The organism is Bacillus sp. B.PNR1 (assembly GCF_030386235.1).
Taxonomy (GTDB): domain Bacteria; phylum Bacillota; class Bacilli; order Bacillales; family Bacillaceae; genus Bacillus; species Bacillus stercoris.
The window spans coordinates 1,945,908-1,961,770 of the sequence record NZ_JANYMN010000001.1 but is presented as its reverse complement, the minus strand read 5'-3'; the positions used below and the strand labels follow the sequence as shown (position 1 = coordinate 1,961,770).

13 protein-coding genes are annotated in these 15,863 nt (G+C 47.6%); 5 read left to right on the top strand and 8 right to left on the bottom strand.

The annotated features are described in order from the left end of the window. The first annotated feature begins 90 nt into the window (after nt 1-90). From addB to hlpB, 5 genes are all read left to right on the top strand, one after another. Nucleotides 91-3,591: a helicase-exonuclease AddAB subunit AddB gene (gene addB / locus NZD81_RS10295; protein ID WP_289860439.1), complete on the top strand. Its 3,501-nt coding sequence runs from the start codon at nt 91-93 to the stop codon at nt 3,589-3,591. Further along, nucleotides 3,578-7,282, top strand: coding sequence for a helicase-exonuclease AddAB subunit AddA (gene addA / locus NZD81_RS10290; RefSeq protein ID WP_289860438.1), 3,705 nt, complete (start codon nt 3,578-3,580; stop codon nt 7,280-7,282). The genes addB and addA overlap by 14 nt, the downstream gene beginning before the upstream one ends. 71 nt (nt 7,283-7,353) lie before the next feature. Next, nucleotides 7,354-8,529 (top strand): exonuclease subunit SbcD, encoded by a 1,176-nt coding sequence (gene sbcD / locus NZD81_RS10285; RefSeq protein WP_136654704.1) that lies wholly within the window; start codon nt 7,354-7,356, stop codon nt 8,527-8,529. After that, nucleotides 8,526-11,918 (top strand): exonuclease subunit SbcC, encoded by a 3,393-nt coding sequence (sbcC, locus tag NZD81_RS10280; RefSeq protein ID WP_289860436.1) that lies wholly within the window; start codon nt 8,526-8,528, stop codon nt 11,916-11,918. Before sbcD ends, sbcC begins: the two co-directional genes overlap by 4 nt. Nucleotides 11,919-11,931: 13 nt before the next feature. Then, nucleotides 11,932-12,234 (top strand): HNH nuclease-like protein HlpB, encoded by a 303-nt coding sequence (gene hlpB, locus NZD81_RS10275; RefSeq protein ID WP_014663462.1) that lies wholly within the window; start codon nt 11,932-11,934, stop codon nt 12,232-12,234. 36 nt (nt 12,235-12,270) lie between these two features. On the opposite strand, the gene NZD81_RS10270 is transcribed toward hlpB, so the two are convergent. From NZD81_RS10270 to NZD81_RS10235, 8 genes are all read right to left on the bottom strand, one after another. Then, nucleotides 12,271-12,489: a spore germination protein gene (locus tag NZD81_RS10270; protein WP_003233096.1), complete on the bottom strand. Its 219-nt coding sequence runs from the start codon at nt 12,487-12,489 to the stop codon at nt 12,271-12,273. A gap of 31 nt (nt 12,490-12,520) precedes the next feature. Further along, the gene (locus tag NZD81_RS10265; protein ID WP_041521292.1) at nt 12,521-12,922 is read right to left on the bottom strand and encodes a spore germination protein GerPE; all 402 of its coding nucleotides are present in this window, start codon (nt 12,920-12,922) and stop codon (nt 12,521-12,523) included. After that, entirely contained in the window at nt 12,922-13,098 is a 177-nt protein-coding gene (gerPD, locus tag NZD81_RS10260) for a spore germination protein GerPD (RefSeq protein WP_003233093.1), read from the bottom strand. Before gerPD ends, NZD81_RS10265 begins: the two co-directional genes overlap by 1 nt. Further along, complete coding sequence (gene gerPC / locus NZD81_RS10255; RefSeq protein WP_040083509.1) at nt 13,095-13,712, bottom strand: spore germination protein GerPC; 618 nt, start codon at nt 13,710-13,712, stop codon at nt 13,095-13,097. Before gerPC ends, gerPD begins: the two co-directional genes overlap by 4 nt. Before the next feature lie 22 nt (nt 13,713-13,734). Then, on the bottom strand, nt 13,735-13,968 hold the full coding sequence (gene gerPB, locus NZD81_RS10250; RefSeq protein WP_014663465.1) for a spore germination protein GerPB: 234 nt from the start codon (nt 13,966-13,968) through the stop codon (nt 13,735-13,737). Nucleotides 13,969-13,982: 14 nt separating this feature from the next. Further along, nucleotides 13,983-14,204, bottom strand: a complete 222-nt coding sequence (locus NZD81_RS10245; RefSeq protein WP_003233088.1) for a spore germination protein — start codon at nt 14,202-14,204, stop codon at nt 13,983-13,985. A gap of 402 nt (nt 14,205-14,606) precedes the next feature. Next, a complete protein-coding gene (locus tag NZD81_RS10240) occupies nt 14,607-14,777 on the bottom strand; it encodes an aspartyl-phosphate phosphatase Spo0E family protein (RefSeq protein ID WP_040083507.1) in 171 nt (56 codons plus the stop codon). 144 nt (nt 14,778-14,921) lie between these two features. Further along, the gene (locus tag NZD81_RS10235; RefSeq protein ID WP_069149331.1) at nt 14,922-15,845 is read right to left on the bottom strand and encodes a CotH kinase family protein; all 924 of its coding nucleotides are present in this window, start codon (nt 15,843-15,845) and stop codon (nt 14,922-14,924) included. Between the last annotated feature and the right edge of the window lie 18 nt (nt 15,846-15,863).

Here is a 15,863-nt window from a genome sequence, read left to right as displayed (position 1 = left end):
AAAAGGCCGTTTTTACCAATAGATCAGATTGGTCATTTTCGTCAACATTCGATAAAATATATAAAGATAAAAAGAGAGGGGTCTTCTAATTTGGGAGCAGAGTTTTTAGTAGGCAGGTCCGGGAGTGGAAAAACGAAGCTGATCATCAACAGCATTCAGGATGAATTGCGCCGGGCTCCATTCGGGAAGCCGATCATTTTTCTAGTCCCGGATCAAATGACGTTTTTAATGGAATATGAGCTTGCTAAAACGCCAGATATGGGCGGGATGATACGCGCTCAAGTGTTCAGCTTTTCACGATTGGCCTGGCGCATCCTTCAGCATACGGGAGGAATGAGCAGGCCGTTTCTGACGAGCACCGGCGTACAAATGCTCCTGCGGAAGCTCATTGAGGAGCATAAACAGGAGTTTAAAGTCTATCAAAAAGCGAGTGACAAAAACGGGTTTACCGCACAGGTTGAGCGGATGCTGACAGAGTTTAAGCGGTATTGTCTGGAACCGGAGGATATCCGCCGGATGGCGGAAAGCGGAACGGCTTCCGAATATCGCGGAGAACGTGTGTTATCTGAAAAGCTCCATGACTTATCGATTCTGTATCAGCAAATGGAAAAAAGCCTCGCAGATCAATATCTTCACTCTGAGGATTATTTGACATTGCTGGCAGAGCATATCCCGCTTGCAGAAGATGTAAAAGGCGCGCATATCTATGTGGATGGCTTTTATCAGTTTACACCGCAGGAATTCAGGGTGCTGGAGCAGCTTATGGTTCATGCAGAGCACATCACGTTTTCGCTCACAGCGGACAAGCCGTCATATGAGCGGGAGCCGCATGAACTGGAATTGTTCAGAATGACGGGGAAAACCTATTACCGCCTGCATCAGAAGGCGAAGGAACTGAATTTGGACATTACGTATAAAGAGCTGAGCGGGACTGAGCGGCATACAAAGACGCCCGAATTGGCCCATCTAGAGGCGCAGTATGAAGCGCGTCCGGCCATTCTTTACGCAGAAAAACAAGAAGTACTGACTGTGATGCAGGCCGCGAACAGACGAGCTGAGCTGGAAGGTATTGCCCGGGAAATTCACGCCCTCGTCAGAGAGAAAGGATATCGCTATAAGGATGTAGCAATTCTTGCGCGCCAGCCGGAAGACTACAAGGATATGGTGAAGGAAGTTTTCGCAGATTACGAGATTCCTTATTTCATTGACGGAAAAGCATCTATGCTGAACCATCCGTTAATCGAATTTATCCGGTCAAGCCTTGATGTTCTGAAAGGGAATTGGCGTTATGAAGCGGTGTTTCGCTGTGTGAAAACCGAACTGCTATTCCCGCTCAATGAACCGAGGGCCAAAGTGAGAGAACAGGTCGATCAGCTCGAAAATTACTGTATCGCTTATGGGATCAAAGGCGACCGCTGGACAAAGGGCGACCGTTTCCAATATAGGCGCTTTGTATCATTGGATGATGATTTCGCGCAGACCGATCAGGAAATCGAAATGGAAAACATGTTGAATGACACCCGCGATTGGATTGTTCCGCCGCTTTTTCAGCTTCAAAAACGAATGAAAAAAGCAAAGACGGTACATGAGAAGGCGGAGGCGCTCTATCGCTATTTAGAAGAGACGGAGGTGCCGCTGAAGCTGGATCAGGAAAGGCAGCGTGCTGAGGAAGACGGCAGAATCATTGAAGCGCAGCAGCATCAGCAGGCGTGGGACGCAGTCATTCAGCTGCTTGAGGAGTTTGTTGAAATGATGGGAGATGATGAGATTTCTCTTGATTTGTTTCAGCAAATGATAGAAGCCGGCGCGGAGTCGCTTACATTTTCGCTTATTCCGCCTGCGCTTGACCAGGTATTTGTCGGCAATATGGATTTGTCCAGAATGTATGGCACATCCTGTACCTTTGTGCTCGGGGCAAACGACGGCGTTCTGCCGGCACGCCCTGATGAAAACGGGGTTCTGTCGGATGATGACCGGGAATGGCTGAAAACGATCGGGGTTGAGCTTTCCTCAGGCGGACGGGAGCGTTTGCTTGATGAGCATTTCCTCATCTACATGGCATTTTCAAGTCCGTCTGACCGGCTTTATGTATCGTATCCGATTGCAGATGCGGAAGGAAAAACGCTTTTGCCGTCGATTGTCGTTAAACGGCTGGAAGAACTGTTTCCGCATCATAAAGAGCGCCTGTTGACAAATGAACCTGAGCAGGTCAGCGATGAGGAACAGCTGAAGTATGTCGTCAATCAAAGCGTGGCACAGTCCTTTACTGCGAGTCAGCTCAGATTATGGACCCGGGAATATGACATCAGCGACGTCTGGTGGAGCACGTACAATGTGCTGATGAGTGAGCCGGACAGGCTGCAGTCGAAAAAGTTGTTCTCAAGCCTGTTTTTCCGGAATGAAGTAAAGCAGCTTGAACGTAGTGTGTCAAGACAGCTCTATGGTGAACGCATTCAGGGCAGCGTATCGAGAATGGAAACCTTTAACGCATGTCCGTTTTCCCATTTTGCGTCACACGGGCTGCATCTGAAGGAACGGCAATTTTTCAAGCTTGAAGCGCCGGATATTGGCCAGCTGTTTCATTCCAGCTTAAAGCTGATTTCAGACAGGCTGCGTGAGCAAAAGCTGGATTGGCGAGATTTAACGAAAGAGCAGTGCGAGCTGTTTTCTTATGATGCGGTAGAGCGGCTGGCACCGAAACTGCAAAAGGAAATTTTGCTCAGCTCAAACCGGCATTATTATGTAAAGGAAAAACTGCAAAAAATTGTGACGCGTGTGTCTGGTATTTTAAGCGAGCATGCGAAAGCGAGCGGATTCGTACCGATCGGGCTGGAACTGGGCTTTGGAGGAAAAGGGCCGCTTCCGCCGCTGACCTTTCAACTGAAAAACGGCTGTACGATGGAGCTCGTTGGGCGTATTGACCGTGTGGATAAAGCTGAAAGCTCAAAAGGCCTGCTCCTCAGAATTGTCGATTATAAATCAAGCGATAAAGGGCTTGACTTAGCGGAAGTATATTACGGATTGGCGCTGCAAATGCTGACGTACCTTGATTTATCGATTACACATTCAGCCGACTGGCTCGGAATGAGGGCAACGCCTGCAGGAGTGCTGTATTTCCATATTCATGATCCGATAATTCAATCTAATCTCCCGCTCGGGCTTGACGAGATTGAACAGGAGATTTTTAAGAAATTTAAAATGAAGGGCCTGCTCCTCGGCGATCAGGAAGTGGTTCGCCTCATGGATACAACCCTTCAAGAGGGACGGTCAAATATCATCAACGCCGGCTTGAAAAAAGACGGCTCTCTCAGATCAGACTCGGCAGCAGTCGGTGAAAAGGAATTTGATCTTTTGACAAAGCATGTGCGCCGTACCTTCCAAGAAGCAGGCGAACAAATTACCGACGGCCGCGTATCCATTGAGCCGTACAAAATGAAGAACAAGACACCGTGCACATACTGTGCGTTCAAATCAGTGTGCCAATTTGATGAATCACTAGAGGAAAACGAGTATCGCACATTAAAAGCTGAAAAAGACAAGACGATACTTGAGTGGATAAAAAAGGAGGCGGATGGCAATGAACATTCCTAAACCGGCAGACAGCACATGGACAGATGACCAATGGAATGCCATTGTTTCAACCGGCCAGGATATTCTCGTGGCAGCGGCTGCGGGCTCTGGTAAAACCGCTGTGCTTGTTGAACGAATGATTCGGAAAATCACCGCAGAGGAAAACCCAATTGATGTAGACCGCCTTCTCGTTGTGACATTTACAAACGCCTCAGCGGCAGAGATGAAACACCGAATTGCGGATGCCTTGGAAAAAGAGCTTGTACAACGCCCCGGCTCGCTGCATATTAGACGGCAGCTTTCTCTTTTGAACCGGGCCAGCATTTCGACGCTTCATTCCTTTTGCCTGCAAGTGCTGAAAAAATATTACTACTTGATCGATCTTGATCCCGGCTTTCGGATAGCTGATCAGACGGAAGGCGAGCTGCTTGGAGATGAAGTGCTTGACGAGCTATTTGAAGACGAATACGCAAAGGGCGAAAAGGCGTTTTTTGAGCTTGTTGACCGCTACACGACAGACCGGCACGATCTGGATCTCCAATTTCTCGTTAAACAAGTGTACGAGTATTCCCGATCCCATCCCAACCCGGAGGCGTGGCTGGAAAGCTTTGTTCATTTGTATGATGTATCAGAAAAGAGCGCCATCGAGGAGCTACCGTTCTATCAATATGTCAAAGAGGATATTGCAATGGTGCTTAACGGGGCGAAGGAAAAGCTCTTGCGCGCGCTTGAGCTGACGAAAGCGCCGGGCGGCCCGGCGCCGCGTGCTGACAATTTTCTTGATGATCTAGCGCAGATTAATGAACTGATTCAGCACCAGGACGATTTTAGTGAACTATATCGTCGTGTGCCAGCCGTCGCTTTTAAGCGTGCCAAAGCAGTAAAAGGGGATGAGTTCGATCCGGCGCTCCTTGAAGAGGCGACAGATTTGAGGAACGGCGCAAAAAAACTGCTCGAAAAGCTCAAAACCGACTACTTTACGAGAAGTCCTGAACAGCACTTGAAAAGCCTAACCGAGATGAAGCCTGTCATTGAAACGCTCGTACAGCTTGTTATCAGCTATGGAAAACGGTTCGAAGCCGCGAAGCAGGAAAAATCAATCATCGATTTTTCTGATTTGGAGCATTACTGTTTAGCGATTTTGACAGCTCAGAATGACAAAGGTGAATATGAGCCGAGCGAGGCTGCAAGGTTTTATCAGGAGCAGTTTCATGAGGTGCTCGTTGACGAATATCAGGATACCAACCTCGTACAGGAATCGATTCTGCAGCTCGTCACAAGCGGGCCGGAGGAGACTGGCAACCTGTTTATGGTAGGCGATGTCAAACAGTCAATTTATCGATTCAGGCTTGCGGAGCCGCTTCTTTTCCTCTCTAAATACAAACGGTTTACAGAGAGCGGGGAAGGCACGGGACGGAAAATCGACTTGAATAAAAATTTCCGAAGCCGTTCAGATATATTAGACAGCACAAACTTTTTATTTAAACAGCTGATGGGCGGCAAAATCGGTGAGGTCGATTATGACGAGCAGGCTGAGCTGAAGCTTGGTGCAGCGTATCCGGACAATGACGAGACGGAAACGGAGCTGCTGCTGATCGACAACGCAGAAGATACGGATGCAAGCGAGGAAGCAGAAGAGCTTGAAACCGTGCAGTTTGAGGCCAAAGCCATCGCTAAGGAAATTCGCAAGCTGATTTCATCGCCATTTAAGGTGTATGATGGAAAAACGAAAACACATCGCAATATTCAATACCGAGATATTGTGATTTTGCTCCGCTCCATGCCGTGGGCTCCGCAAATCATGGAAGAGCTGAGAGCACAGGGCATACCGGTTTACGCCAATTTAACGTCAGGCTATTTCGAAGCGGTCGAAGTCGCCGTCGCGCTTTCAGTGCTGAAGGTGATCGATAACCCGTATCAGGATATACCGCTTGCCTCTGTTCTGCGCTCACCGATTGTCGGAGCAGATGAAAACGAGCTGTCTTTGATCCGGCTTGAAAATAAAAAAGCGCCGTACTATGAAGCGATGAAAGACTACCTGGCTGCTGGTGACCGGAACGATGAGCTTTATCAAAAGCTGCATACGTTTTACGGACATCTGCAAAAATGGCGCGTCTTTTCGAAAAACCACTCAGTATCAGAGCTGATTTGGGAAGTGTACCGCGACACGAAATACATGGACTATGTCGGCGGGATGCCGGGCGGAAAACAGCGCCAGGCCAATTTGCGTGTTCTTTATGACAGGGCGCGCCAATATGAATCAACGGCATTTCGCGGCTTGTTTCGTTTCCTGCGGTTTATCGAACGCATGCAGGAGCGGGGCGATGATCTTGGTACGGCGAGAGCGCTCAGCGAGCAGGAGGATGTTGTCCGCTTAATGACGATTCACAGCAGCAAAGGGCTCGAATTTCCAGTCGTGTTTGCAGCGGGTCTCGGCCGGAATTTTAACATGATGGATTTAAATAAATCGTACCTGCTGGACAAGGAGCTTGGATTCGGCACGAAGTATATTCATCCGCAATTGCGCATCAGCTACCCGACGCTGCCTCTCATTGCGATGAAGAAAAAAATGCGCAGGGAGCTGCTGTCAGAGGAATTGCGTGTTCTCTATGTTGCATTAACGAGAGCGAAGGAAAAGCTGTTTCTGATTGGCTCGTGCAAGAATCATCAGAAACAGCTCGCAAAATGGCAGGCATCCGCGTCCCAAACTGATTGGCTCCTTCCGGAATTTGACCGCTATCAGGCGAAAACATATTTAGATTTCATCGGACCGGCTCTTGCCAGACATAGAGACTTGGAGGCTTTGGCTGGAAACGGTGCACCAGTACACGCTGATATCTCAGGCCACCCAGCTCGTTTTGCCGTTCAAATGATTCATTCCTATGATTTGCTTGATGATGATGTGGAAGAAAGAATGGAAGAAAAAAGTGAACGTCTGGAAGCGATCCGCCGAGGGGAACCAGTTCCCGGCTCGTTTGCGTTTGATGAAAAAGCCCGCGAGCAGCTGAACTGGACCTACCCGCATCAAGAGGTGACACAAATTCGGACAAAGCAGTCGGTTTCTGAGATCAAGAGAAAAAGAGAGTACGAGGATGAATACAGCGGCAGGGCCCCTGTAAAACCGGCTGACGGAAGCATTCTGTACAGACGTCCCGCTTTTATGATGAAAAAAGGCCTGACAGCGGCAGAGAAAGGTACTGCCATGCATACGGTGATGCAGCATATCCCGTTGTCACATGTGCCGTCGATAGAAGAAGCTGAGCAGACGGTTCAGAGGCTTTATGAAAAAGAGCTGCTTACTGAAGAACAAAAAGACGCTATTGATATAGAAGAAATCGTGCAATTTTTCCATACAGAAATCGGGGGACAGCTGATCGGTGCGAAATGGAAGGACCGGGAAATACCTTTCAGCTTGGCGCTCCCGGCTAAGGAGATCTATCCTGATGCACACGAGGCGGATGAGCCGCTTTTAGTGCAGGGGATCATTGACTGTCTCTATGAAACTGAGGACGGATTATATTTATTGGATTATAAGTCGGACCGGATTGAGGGCAAATTCCAACATGGATTTGAAGGAGCGGCCCCGATCTTGAAGAAACGATATGATACCCAAATTCAGCTGTACACGAAGGCAGTTGAGCAAATTGCAAAAACAAAGGTAAAGGGATGTGCGCTTTATTTCTTTGACGGAGGGCACATTCTCACATTATAGCGAGATCCGTAAGCTCCGGGATTTCAGGCGGAGCGGGTCTCGTTTTCTATATAAAAGAGAGGTGAAAGCATTTGCGGATTTTACATACAGCTGATTGGCATCTTGGAAAAACGCTTGAAGGAAGAAGCAGGCTGAGTGAGCAGGCCGATGTGCTGGATGAACTGAATACGATTGTAAAGGATGAGCAAATTGATGCCATTGTAATGGCGGGAGATGCGTTTGACACCGTGAACCCGCCGGCTTTAGCTGAGCAGTTGTTTTATGAAAGCCTGTCTGCGCTCAGTGACAGAGGAAAGCGCCCGATCGTTGTCATTGCCGGAAACCATGATAATCCTGATCGTTTGTCCGCCGCTTCACCGCTGACACATGAAAACGGCATTTATTTAATCGGTTATCCGACAACAGAGCCGATTCATATTGAAGTGCCCTCAGCAGGGGAGCTTTTGGCGGTTGGAGCGCTGGCGTATCCATCAGAAGCGCGGTTGAATGAAGTGCTATCCGATACGTTTGATGAAAAGCTGCTCCGTGATCATTATGACGTGAAAATCAGGCAGGCGTTTGAACATATGACAAGCCGTTTCCGGAACGATGCAGTGAAGATTGCCGCCAGCCATATTTATGTCGCAGGCGGAAACCAAACCGATTCAGAGCGGCCGATTGAAGTCGGCGGTGCATACACGGTGGCTGCTGAAAGCCTGCCTGCGGATGCCGCTTACGTCGCGCTCGGCCATTTGCATCGCCCGCAAACGATCAAGCGGGCGCGGACGCTTGCGCGTTATTCAGGATCTCCGCTCGCCTACAGCTTTTCTGAAGCAGGCTACGCTAAATCAGTGACGATTGTGGACGCAAAGCCGGGGGAAGACGCCACTTGGCGTGAGGTATTATTATCAAGCGGCAAGCCCCTTGTGAAGTGGAAAGCGGCAAATGGATTAAGTGAGGTGTACAGCTGGCTGGATGAAGGCAGGGATCAGAATGCTTGGATTGACCTGGAAATCCGTGTCACGGACCAGCTGTCACTTGAAGAGATTCACAGGCTGCGGAAGGCGCACCCGGGTTTTATCCATATCAGGCCGGTTTTTGAAGAACAGAATAAAGACCGGGAACGGATCGAGGTTAAACATGTCTCAATCGAGGACCGCTTTAAGAAATTTTATGAAAAACAAACTGGCGGCGCGGTGCCGGATGAAGAAATGGTGAAGCTGTTTTTAGAGCTTGCATCAGGCGTTGAAGAGGAGGATGCGAAATGAAGCCAATCGCCTTAAGCATTAAGGGGCTCCACAGCTTTAGAGAGGAGCAGACGATAGATTTTGAAGGCCTTTCCGGTGCTGGTGTTTTCGGCATTTTCGGCCCGACAGGAAGCGGTAAATCCTCTATTCTCGACGCAATGACGCTTGCTTTATACGGAAAGGTGGAACGGGCGGCAAATAATACGCACGGAATCTTAAATCACGCCGAAGATACGCTGTCTGTTTCCTTTACCTTTGCGCTTCAGTCGAATCATCAAATCTCATACAAAGTTGAGCGTGTGTTTAAGAGAACGGATGAAATGAAGGTGAAAACGGCACTTTGCCGCTTCATCGAAATCAAGGATGAGCATACGGTGCTGGCTGATAAAGCCAGCGAAGTGAATAAAAGAGTGGAGGAGCTCTTGGGGCTGACGATCGACGATTTTACGAGAGCGGTGGTGCTGCCGCAAGGGAAATTTGCTGAGTTTCTGTCTTTAAAAGGGGCAGAGCGCAGGCATATGCTTCAGCGTTTATTTCATTTGGAGCAATACGGAGACAGGCTTGTGAAAAAACTGAGGCGGCAGGCACAGGAGGCCAACGCGAGAAAAAATGAAATGCTCGCTGAGCAGTCTGGTCTCGGTGAGGCGAGTTCAGAGGCAGTTGAGCAAGCGGAAAAGGCTCTCGAACAAGCCGAAACCAGGCTGGAAGCGATGAGGAAGAGCCGTGATCAGGCGAAAGAGCGATTTACGGAGCATCAGGAGATTTGGAATGTCCAAAAGGAACAATCCGCTTATGAAGAAGAGAAAAAACGTCTCGCGGAAGAACAGCCGCATGTAGACATTATGCAAAAACGCCTGCTGGAAGCAGAAACAGCCGCCGCTCTTAAGCCCTATGCGGACCGATACGCAGAAGCGATCCAGCATGAAGCGAAAGCTGAAAAGGAACAAACGCTAGCCCGCAAGGATTTAGAAGACCGGAATGCTTTCTTTCAGCAAAAACATGAAGAGTATGAAGCGTGGCGCCAGCATAAAAGCGAGAAAGAGCCTGAGCTTTTAACTAAGCAGGAACAGCTTTCCCGTTTGCAGGAAATCGAAATGAAACTGAGTGAGGCCAAGCAAGAGGAAGAGCGCAAAAAGGCTGAACTCCGGCAGAAAGAAGAGGCTCTTCAATCTGTCATGAGTGAATTGGAGACGGTAACAGACCGCCTGACACGAGGGCAAAACAGACAGACGGAATTGAAGCAGCAGCTCAAATCCCTGCAGGTGACATCCGATGAGCGAAGAAGCTGCCAGCAGGCCGCAGAAATGGCATTGCACATCAGGCAAACTGAAGAGCAAATCAAAAAAGAGAAAAATCGAAGTGACGAATTGAGCCTCGTGCTGCAGAAGATGAATGAAGAGAAGAATACACTTGTTCAAAGGACGGAAGCGGAAGAAAACAACATCATTCAGGCATATGAGGCTGTGCAAACCGTGTACCATTTGGTGTGCGAGGCGGAACACTCATTAACACGTATGACTGAAGAGGCTAGAAAGAATCAACATACGCTTCACCTACAGCGTGAAAAAGCAAGGATGGCACTCCTGACAAAAGAGTTAGCGCAAAAACTGACCGCTGGAAAGCCTTGCCCGGTCTGCGGTTCAACCGATCACGATCCATCCGCGTCAGTACATGAAACATATGAAGCCGACAGCCATCTTGAAGAGGACATCAAACGGACAGATGTGTTATTGACGGAGGCAGCAGCTCTCAGCCAAGAGATTCTTTCAGCCAAAATTACGCTTGAAGAACAGTCCGCGCGCTTTATAGAACAGTGTCCGTTTTTGCAGACCAGTCAAGCGAAGAACCTTGAAGCGGCGGCTTCCTTCGAGAATCAGCCGGTGTATGAAGCATTTGAAACTGCCAAATTTGAATGGAAACGAATCAAGCAGGACATTCTTTCTGTTAAAACACGGATGGCACAAATGATCGGCGCCTATCAGGAGTCTTTAAAAAAGGCCGAGCAGGTTAATGAAAAAATCGGTTTTGAAAAAAGAGAGGCTGACCGTATTGAAAGCATCATCACCGAGCTTCAAACCTCATTGGACAGCCGTCTGAACATGTTCAAAGAAGCATTTCAGGATCAATCTGTGGACGAAGCAGAAAAATGGCAGCAAGCCATTGAAGAAAAGGACCGGGCTGCAGAAGAATGTGAAAAACGAATTGAGAAGAGTATCGCGTTTCTTGCTGAGCATGAAGCACAAAAGGAAAAACTGCGGGAATCGGGGCATCGGCTTGAACGGGAAAAACTGGAGCTTCATTATGCCGCTGAACGCATCAAGAGCGTGATAGCTGATTATGAGAACGAACTTGGAGATTATGCAAAAGGAGATTCTATTCAAGTCAAACTCCGCTCTGTCCAGCAGGATCTAAAGCTGTTAAAGGAAAAAGAACAATCTTTATATGAAGAACTGCAAAGCGCCCAAATGAACCTCAATCAGGCGAAAAGCCGCGCTTCGGCAAGCGAGCTCACTCTTCAAGAGGCGAAGGGGAGATTGGAAAAAGCAAAAGCTGCTTGGCTTGAGCATGCCAAAAACACCTGCTTTACCCGGACTGAGGAGGTTGAACAAAGTCTCATCCCAGCCGATGAACTTGAAAAGATGAAAACCGGCATAGACCAGTTTATGGATAAACTGAAGCAAAATGCTGCAAACTTAAAACGAGTAGCAGAGATACTTGATGGCAGAGCGATATCAGAGAGCGAATGGAGCGAAACCGTTGCAGCATTACAAAAAGCTGAGGACGCATTTGGCGCTGCTATAGAGGAAAAAGGCGCGGCTGCGAAAGCACTGGCCGTCATTCGCGACCATCATAAACGATTTAAAGAAATTGAAGTGGAACTGAAAAAGTGGCAGACGCATATCGACAGGCTGGACAAGCTGCAAGCTGTGTTTAAAGGCAATACCTTCGTCGAATTTTTAGCTGAGGAGCAGCTTGAAAGCGTTGCGAGGGACGCCTCAGCAAGACTCGGCATGCTGACGAGACAGCGCTATGCCATCGAAGTAGATTCTGAGGGCGGCTTTGTGATGCGGGATAATGCGAACGGAGGCGTAAGACGCCCGGTATCCAGTTTGTCTGGAGGAGAAACCTTCCTCACTTCGCTATCACTTGCTCTTGCGCTGTCTGCCCAGATCCAGCTTCGCGGAGAATACCCGCTCCAGTTCTTTTTCTTAGATGAAGGATTCGGCACACTGGATCAAGATCTGCTTGATACGGTTGTAACGGCCTTGGAAAAACTTCAGTCAGACAATCTGGCTGTCGGTGTCATCAGCCATGTGCAGGAACTGCGTGCACGGCTTCCGAAAAAACTGATCGTCCATCCGGCTGAACCGAGCGGCCGCGGTACACTGGTATCACTTGAGTTGATGTAAAGGGGGAGCTGGTATGGCAAAGCAGACTGCCGGAATATGTGAGCTGTGCGGCCGGAGCGATGTCCAGCTGACAGAGCACCATCTCACACCGAAAGAAGAAGGCGGAACGTTTTTGCCGACAGCGATGCTCTGTATTCCTTGCCATAAACAAATTCATGCCTTATATACTAATCAAGAGATCGCTGTACGCTTAAACGGAATAGAAAAGCTCAGAAGCGATCCAGAGCTTGCCCGGTTTGTTAAATGGATCAGAAAACAGCCGCCTGAAAAGCTGATCAAAACCAAGAAATCAAATGAGCGAAAAAAGAAAAAATGACTAAAAAGCAGCCATCTCTTTGCAGAGCGGCTGCTTTTATCCGTTTCCAACCATATCCTGATCGTTGACATCGGGGTCTATATAATTTGTCGCGTTGACTGCGTTATTTAATAGAAGGAAATCTCCCGTGTTTCCTGCTCCCGAACCGAGCGCAGATTTTGAAGAGCTTTTCGGAGAAAGGTAAAAGGAATCACCAAAGTTTACGACTCCGCCCGATATGGAATTGATAGCTATAGGCCCGACAATTGCTGGCATAAACGACACCCTTTATCGAAGTCTCTGTTTATTATATGTTCTTGGCGGGCGATTGTGAGCGCGGAGACTGAATCTGTCTGATATGTTTGAGTCTCGCATCACCGCGAATATGCGAAGCTGATCCGGCATGTAAAACAGAAGAGGCTGAGACCCCTTGAATTTTGATGCTGCGAACATAAATAGCCGGCACCTCGTGGCAAAACGCGCTTTGTACACCTGTTTCGGGGAGCGGCTTCACGGCCTGCTGCTGAAAGATCTGATACTCCTTTTTGTTAAATGAGCCTTCATTATGGTAAAACGTGGACAGAGAACGCTGCACAGCAAATACTTTTACACTCATATCGATTTCATTTGTGTCGCCAACTTGAAACACACTTGCGATCCCGAGAGAATTAAACTTAACTAGCCTGATGCGCGATATGCGTTTAAGCATTATTCTGGCGCAAGCGGAGCAAACGGCCCGATAATAAGAGATTCAGGCGGTGTATCAAAAATAGAAGACAGGTAGATCGATTCAGTGTCTCCGATGTGGAAAACGGAGGAACTGGACACACCGTTCATCCGGATGTCCCCGACTTCCAAGCTGCGGTTGATGACTGTAAAGATCATGCTTGCTCATCTCCTTTCATTTCGGATGGAATATGCTCCAGAAAGTGTTCTACAGCGCGGATCACATCACGCTTCACATGCTCAGCGATATGTTCTGCATATTGTGCAGGCGGTGTATGCTCTTCTTTTTTGATATGGGACATATAATAGTGGATTCGGCTGTCCATTTGTTTTCTGATGTCTTCAATGATATGGTGTCTGTTTGTATCGTCAAGTCTGCTGTCATATTGGTTTTCAAGCTGCTCCAAAACATCTGGGATTTCCTCGGTTAAGTACATGTCGACATTCTGGCGGATCTGCTGCATGAGCTGAGCGCTCTCTTCCTGCTGCATCATCCCGATTTGCGGTGTCGACTGGCTGACGTCAAAGTTTTGGACGCTGTTCGGATCAGTCGGATTTAAGCCGATATTCAAAGTCCCGTCGAGCCTTTCAATTTTCAGCTGATCAAACTTATATTCCACACGCTCAATGGTAGTGGCCGGCCGCTGTTTCATCGTATTCATTTCAGTTTGAATCTCCTTCAGCTGGCGTTCGAGCTGCTGAATGTGAATCGCCTGCTGCTGAACAAAGGAATTCAAGTTTTGCAAGTAAGAGGAAACAGATTGATCATACATGTTCTTCACCTCTTTCATATGATTAACGGCCAGGAGGCTGGAGCGGGACCAATGAACCTGTGTCGGGTTCCTGCAGCTGGAGCGGTTGCCCTGTGCCTGAAACCGCTGGTGCCGGTTCTACATAGCTGCCCGTATTATACAAATTTGACAGAGACTTGATTGATCCGGCGCTCCCAATTTGCAGAATGGAGGAATTGCTGATTGATTCCAGCCGGAGATAGTTGATTTGAATGGTTTGATTAATATAGAAGTTCATGAGCCTCACTCCTTTTACGCATTGGCTACGATCGGCTGATCAACCGCATCATTGTCATACACATTCGTCGCGTTTTGATAATTCATCACCTTGAGGCTGTCGCCGGTATTAAAGCTGCCAGCGCCGGCAAATGTTCTGACCTGAGCCTGAGGAGAAATCGTAATGCAGTCCCCAATGTGAACGACTCCGCTCGTACCAATCGCATTAATTTTAAACGCTCCGACAATGGCTGGCATACGAGCACATCCTTTGTTGAAAAATTTTAAAAAAACAAGTAAAGTGAAAATACAATTCTGATTTCACTTGGGCTATTCACGATAGCTTATGACAAACGCACATATGTGTGAGAGAAATTTAAAGGGGACATATCGGCTCTTGGTGAAAACGCTTTAATTTTTCGAGCCGTTATGTTTTGTGTATAAGTTGAGCGGACATGCGGCTAAGGATGCCGCGATCCGCCTATGGTTATTTTGGTTTGTTTCTTTGGTGTTTTTGCGTGTAGAAATGCTTTTTGGAGTATGTCGTGCTGCGGTATTCGATTGTTGGGCGGGCACATTCTCGCCCTGAGGTATATCCCAGAAGTGCTGAGCAAAAAGCGGAGTTGCATGTGGTGTATTCGAATCGTTATCGAAAATGGTTTACATACGGGAGTTTTCAAGATATCCCGAAAACATCATTTCTTCTTTTATCCGGGTATTCAGCAGGATATCCAGCTCTTGGCTGCATTGAATCGTTTCCTTTGAATTCATGCCGTATTTTTGTGCTGTTTCAATTAGTGTGATTCTCTTTTCTTCAATTTTACAGTTCATTACGCTATCTCCAATTCTAGATTTTATTTTGATATAAATACAGGATATCGTTAGTATAACCTATTTTGGCTGAAAAGGTTGCCTTTCGTCAATTTGACTAAAAAAGCGACATTTTTTGCTGCGGCTTTTTTGAAGGAGAAAGGACTATAGTCTTGCTAAGTGTGCTTGTAAAAAGTCCTGCCGTTCCTCAATTTCTCTAAGTATGTTTGTCTGCTCCTTTTCGATTTGAAAGGGGATTTTTTTTAGAAAAGGATCATCATCAGCTCTTTGACAAATGTCAAGATGCCATTCGCTGATGAAAGGAGACAATCGTTCAATAGTAAACGACCGGTTCAGCACGTTTTTCATTAATGTGTGATATTGCGAACGGAAGGCGGGAATGGAAAGAAGCCTTGACGAAAGTGTCTCTCCTTTTGCCAGAAGCGGGTCCTCATTATACCTTCCTTGAAAGGCAAGTGATCTAGTCTCTATCGGAGAAACGTAAATCCGGCTGGATTCATTTAAACAAAATGTGTAATAAAAGCCTTGATTGGTGCAGGCATTGCCAATCAGCCACAAAAAAAACAGCTTGACATCCAGATACAATTTAATGCGTTCGGCCAATTCGTCATCTCCAGCTGTGCGGATCAGTATGAAAAATTCATGCAAGAATGCGGAAGAATCATCGTTAAAAACAGACACTGGAATCCTTGGATCGGCGGTCTTCACTTCGTAACTCGTTCTACCGGCTGGCTGATGGTTCTTAATGTTCAAATAAATGCCTTCAGGCTGGCCATTGATGGTCAGGAAGCTGTACGAGGCAGCGGGAGCAGGTACGCCGATCTGGTCAAAAAAACAATAGGCGAGTCTGCGCCGCATCAGGGACGGATCATCCTGTTCCGCATTCAAAAAAAGTGTCCTTTCACCAAGCAGAGACCTTTCCCAGCTGATTTCATAGGATGCCTTTTCCGCTCTGTCACGCTGTGTGAGAAGAATGGGAGAAACAGATCGGTCTGTTACGAAAAGCCCCTTGGCAGTACCTTTCCTTTTCAACTGCTCCCGGTGAAAAAATAAATGCACGCTCTCCATATTCTTTCCTCCTTCTCA

Coding starts and splice junctions, on each gene's coding strand:
- addA (WP_289860438.1), top strand. CDS start 3,578: ATGAACATTCCTAAACCGGCAGACAGCACATGGACAGATGACCAATGG.
- sbcC (WP_289860436.1), top strand. CDS start 8,526: ATGAAGCCAATCGCCTTAAGCATTAAGGGGCTCCACAGCTTTAGAGAG.
- hlpB (WP_014663462.1), top strand. CDS start 11,932: ATGGCAAAGCAGACTGCCGGAATATGTGAGCTGTGCGGCCGGAGCGAT.
- NZD81_RS10270 (WP_003233096.1), bottom strand. CDS start 12,489: ATGCCAGCAATTGTCGGGCCTATAGCTATCAATTCCATATCGGGCGGA.
- NZD81_RS10265 (WP_041521292.1), bottom strand. CDS start 12,922: ATGCTTAAACGCATATCGCGCATCAGGCTAGTTAAGTTTAATTCTCTC.
- gerPD (WP_003233093.1), bottom strand. CDS start 13,098: ATGATCTTTACAGTCATCAACCGCAGCTTGGAAGTCGGGGACATCCGG.
- gerPC (WP_040083509.1), bottom strand. CDS start 13,712: ATGTATGATCAATCTGTTTCCTCTTACTTGCAAAACTTGAATTCCTTT.
- gerPB (WP_014663465.1), bottom strand. CDS start 13,968: ATGAACTTCTATATTAATCAAACCATTCAAATCAACTATCTCCGGCTG.
- NZD81_RS10245 (WP_003233088.1), bottom strand. CDS start 14,204: ATGCCAGCCATTGTCGGAGCGTTTAAAATTAATGCGATTGGTACGAGC.
- NZD81_RS10240 (WP_040083507.1), bottom strand. CDS start 14,777: ATGAACTGTAAAATTGAAGAAAAGAGAATCACACTAATTGAAACAGCA.
- NZD81_RS10235 (WP_069149331.1), bottom strand. CDS start 15,845: ATGGAGAGCGTGCATTTATTTTTTCACCGGGAGCAGTTGAAAAGGAAA.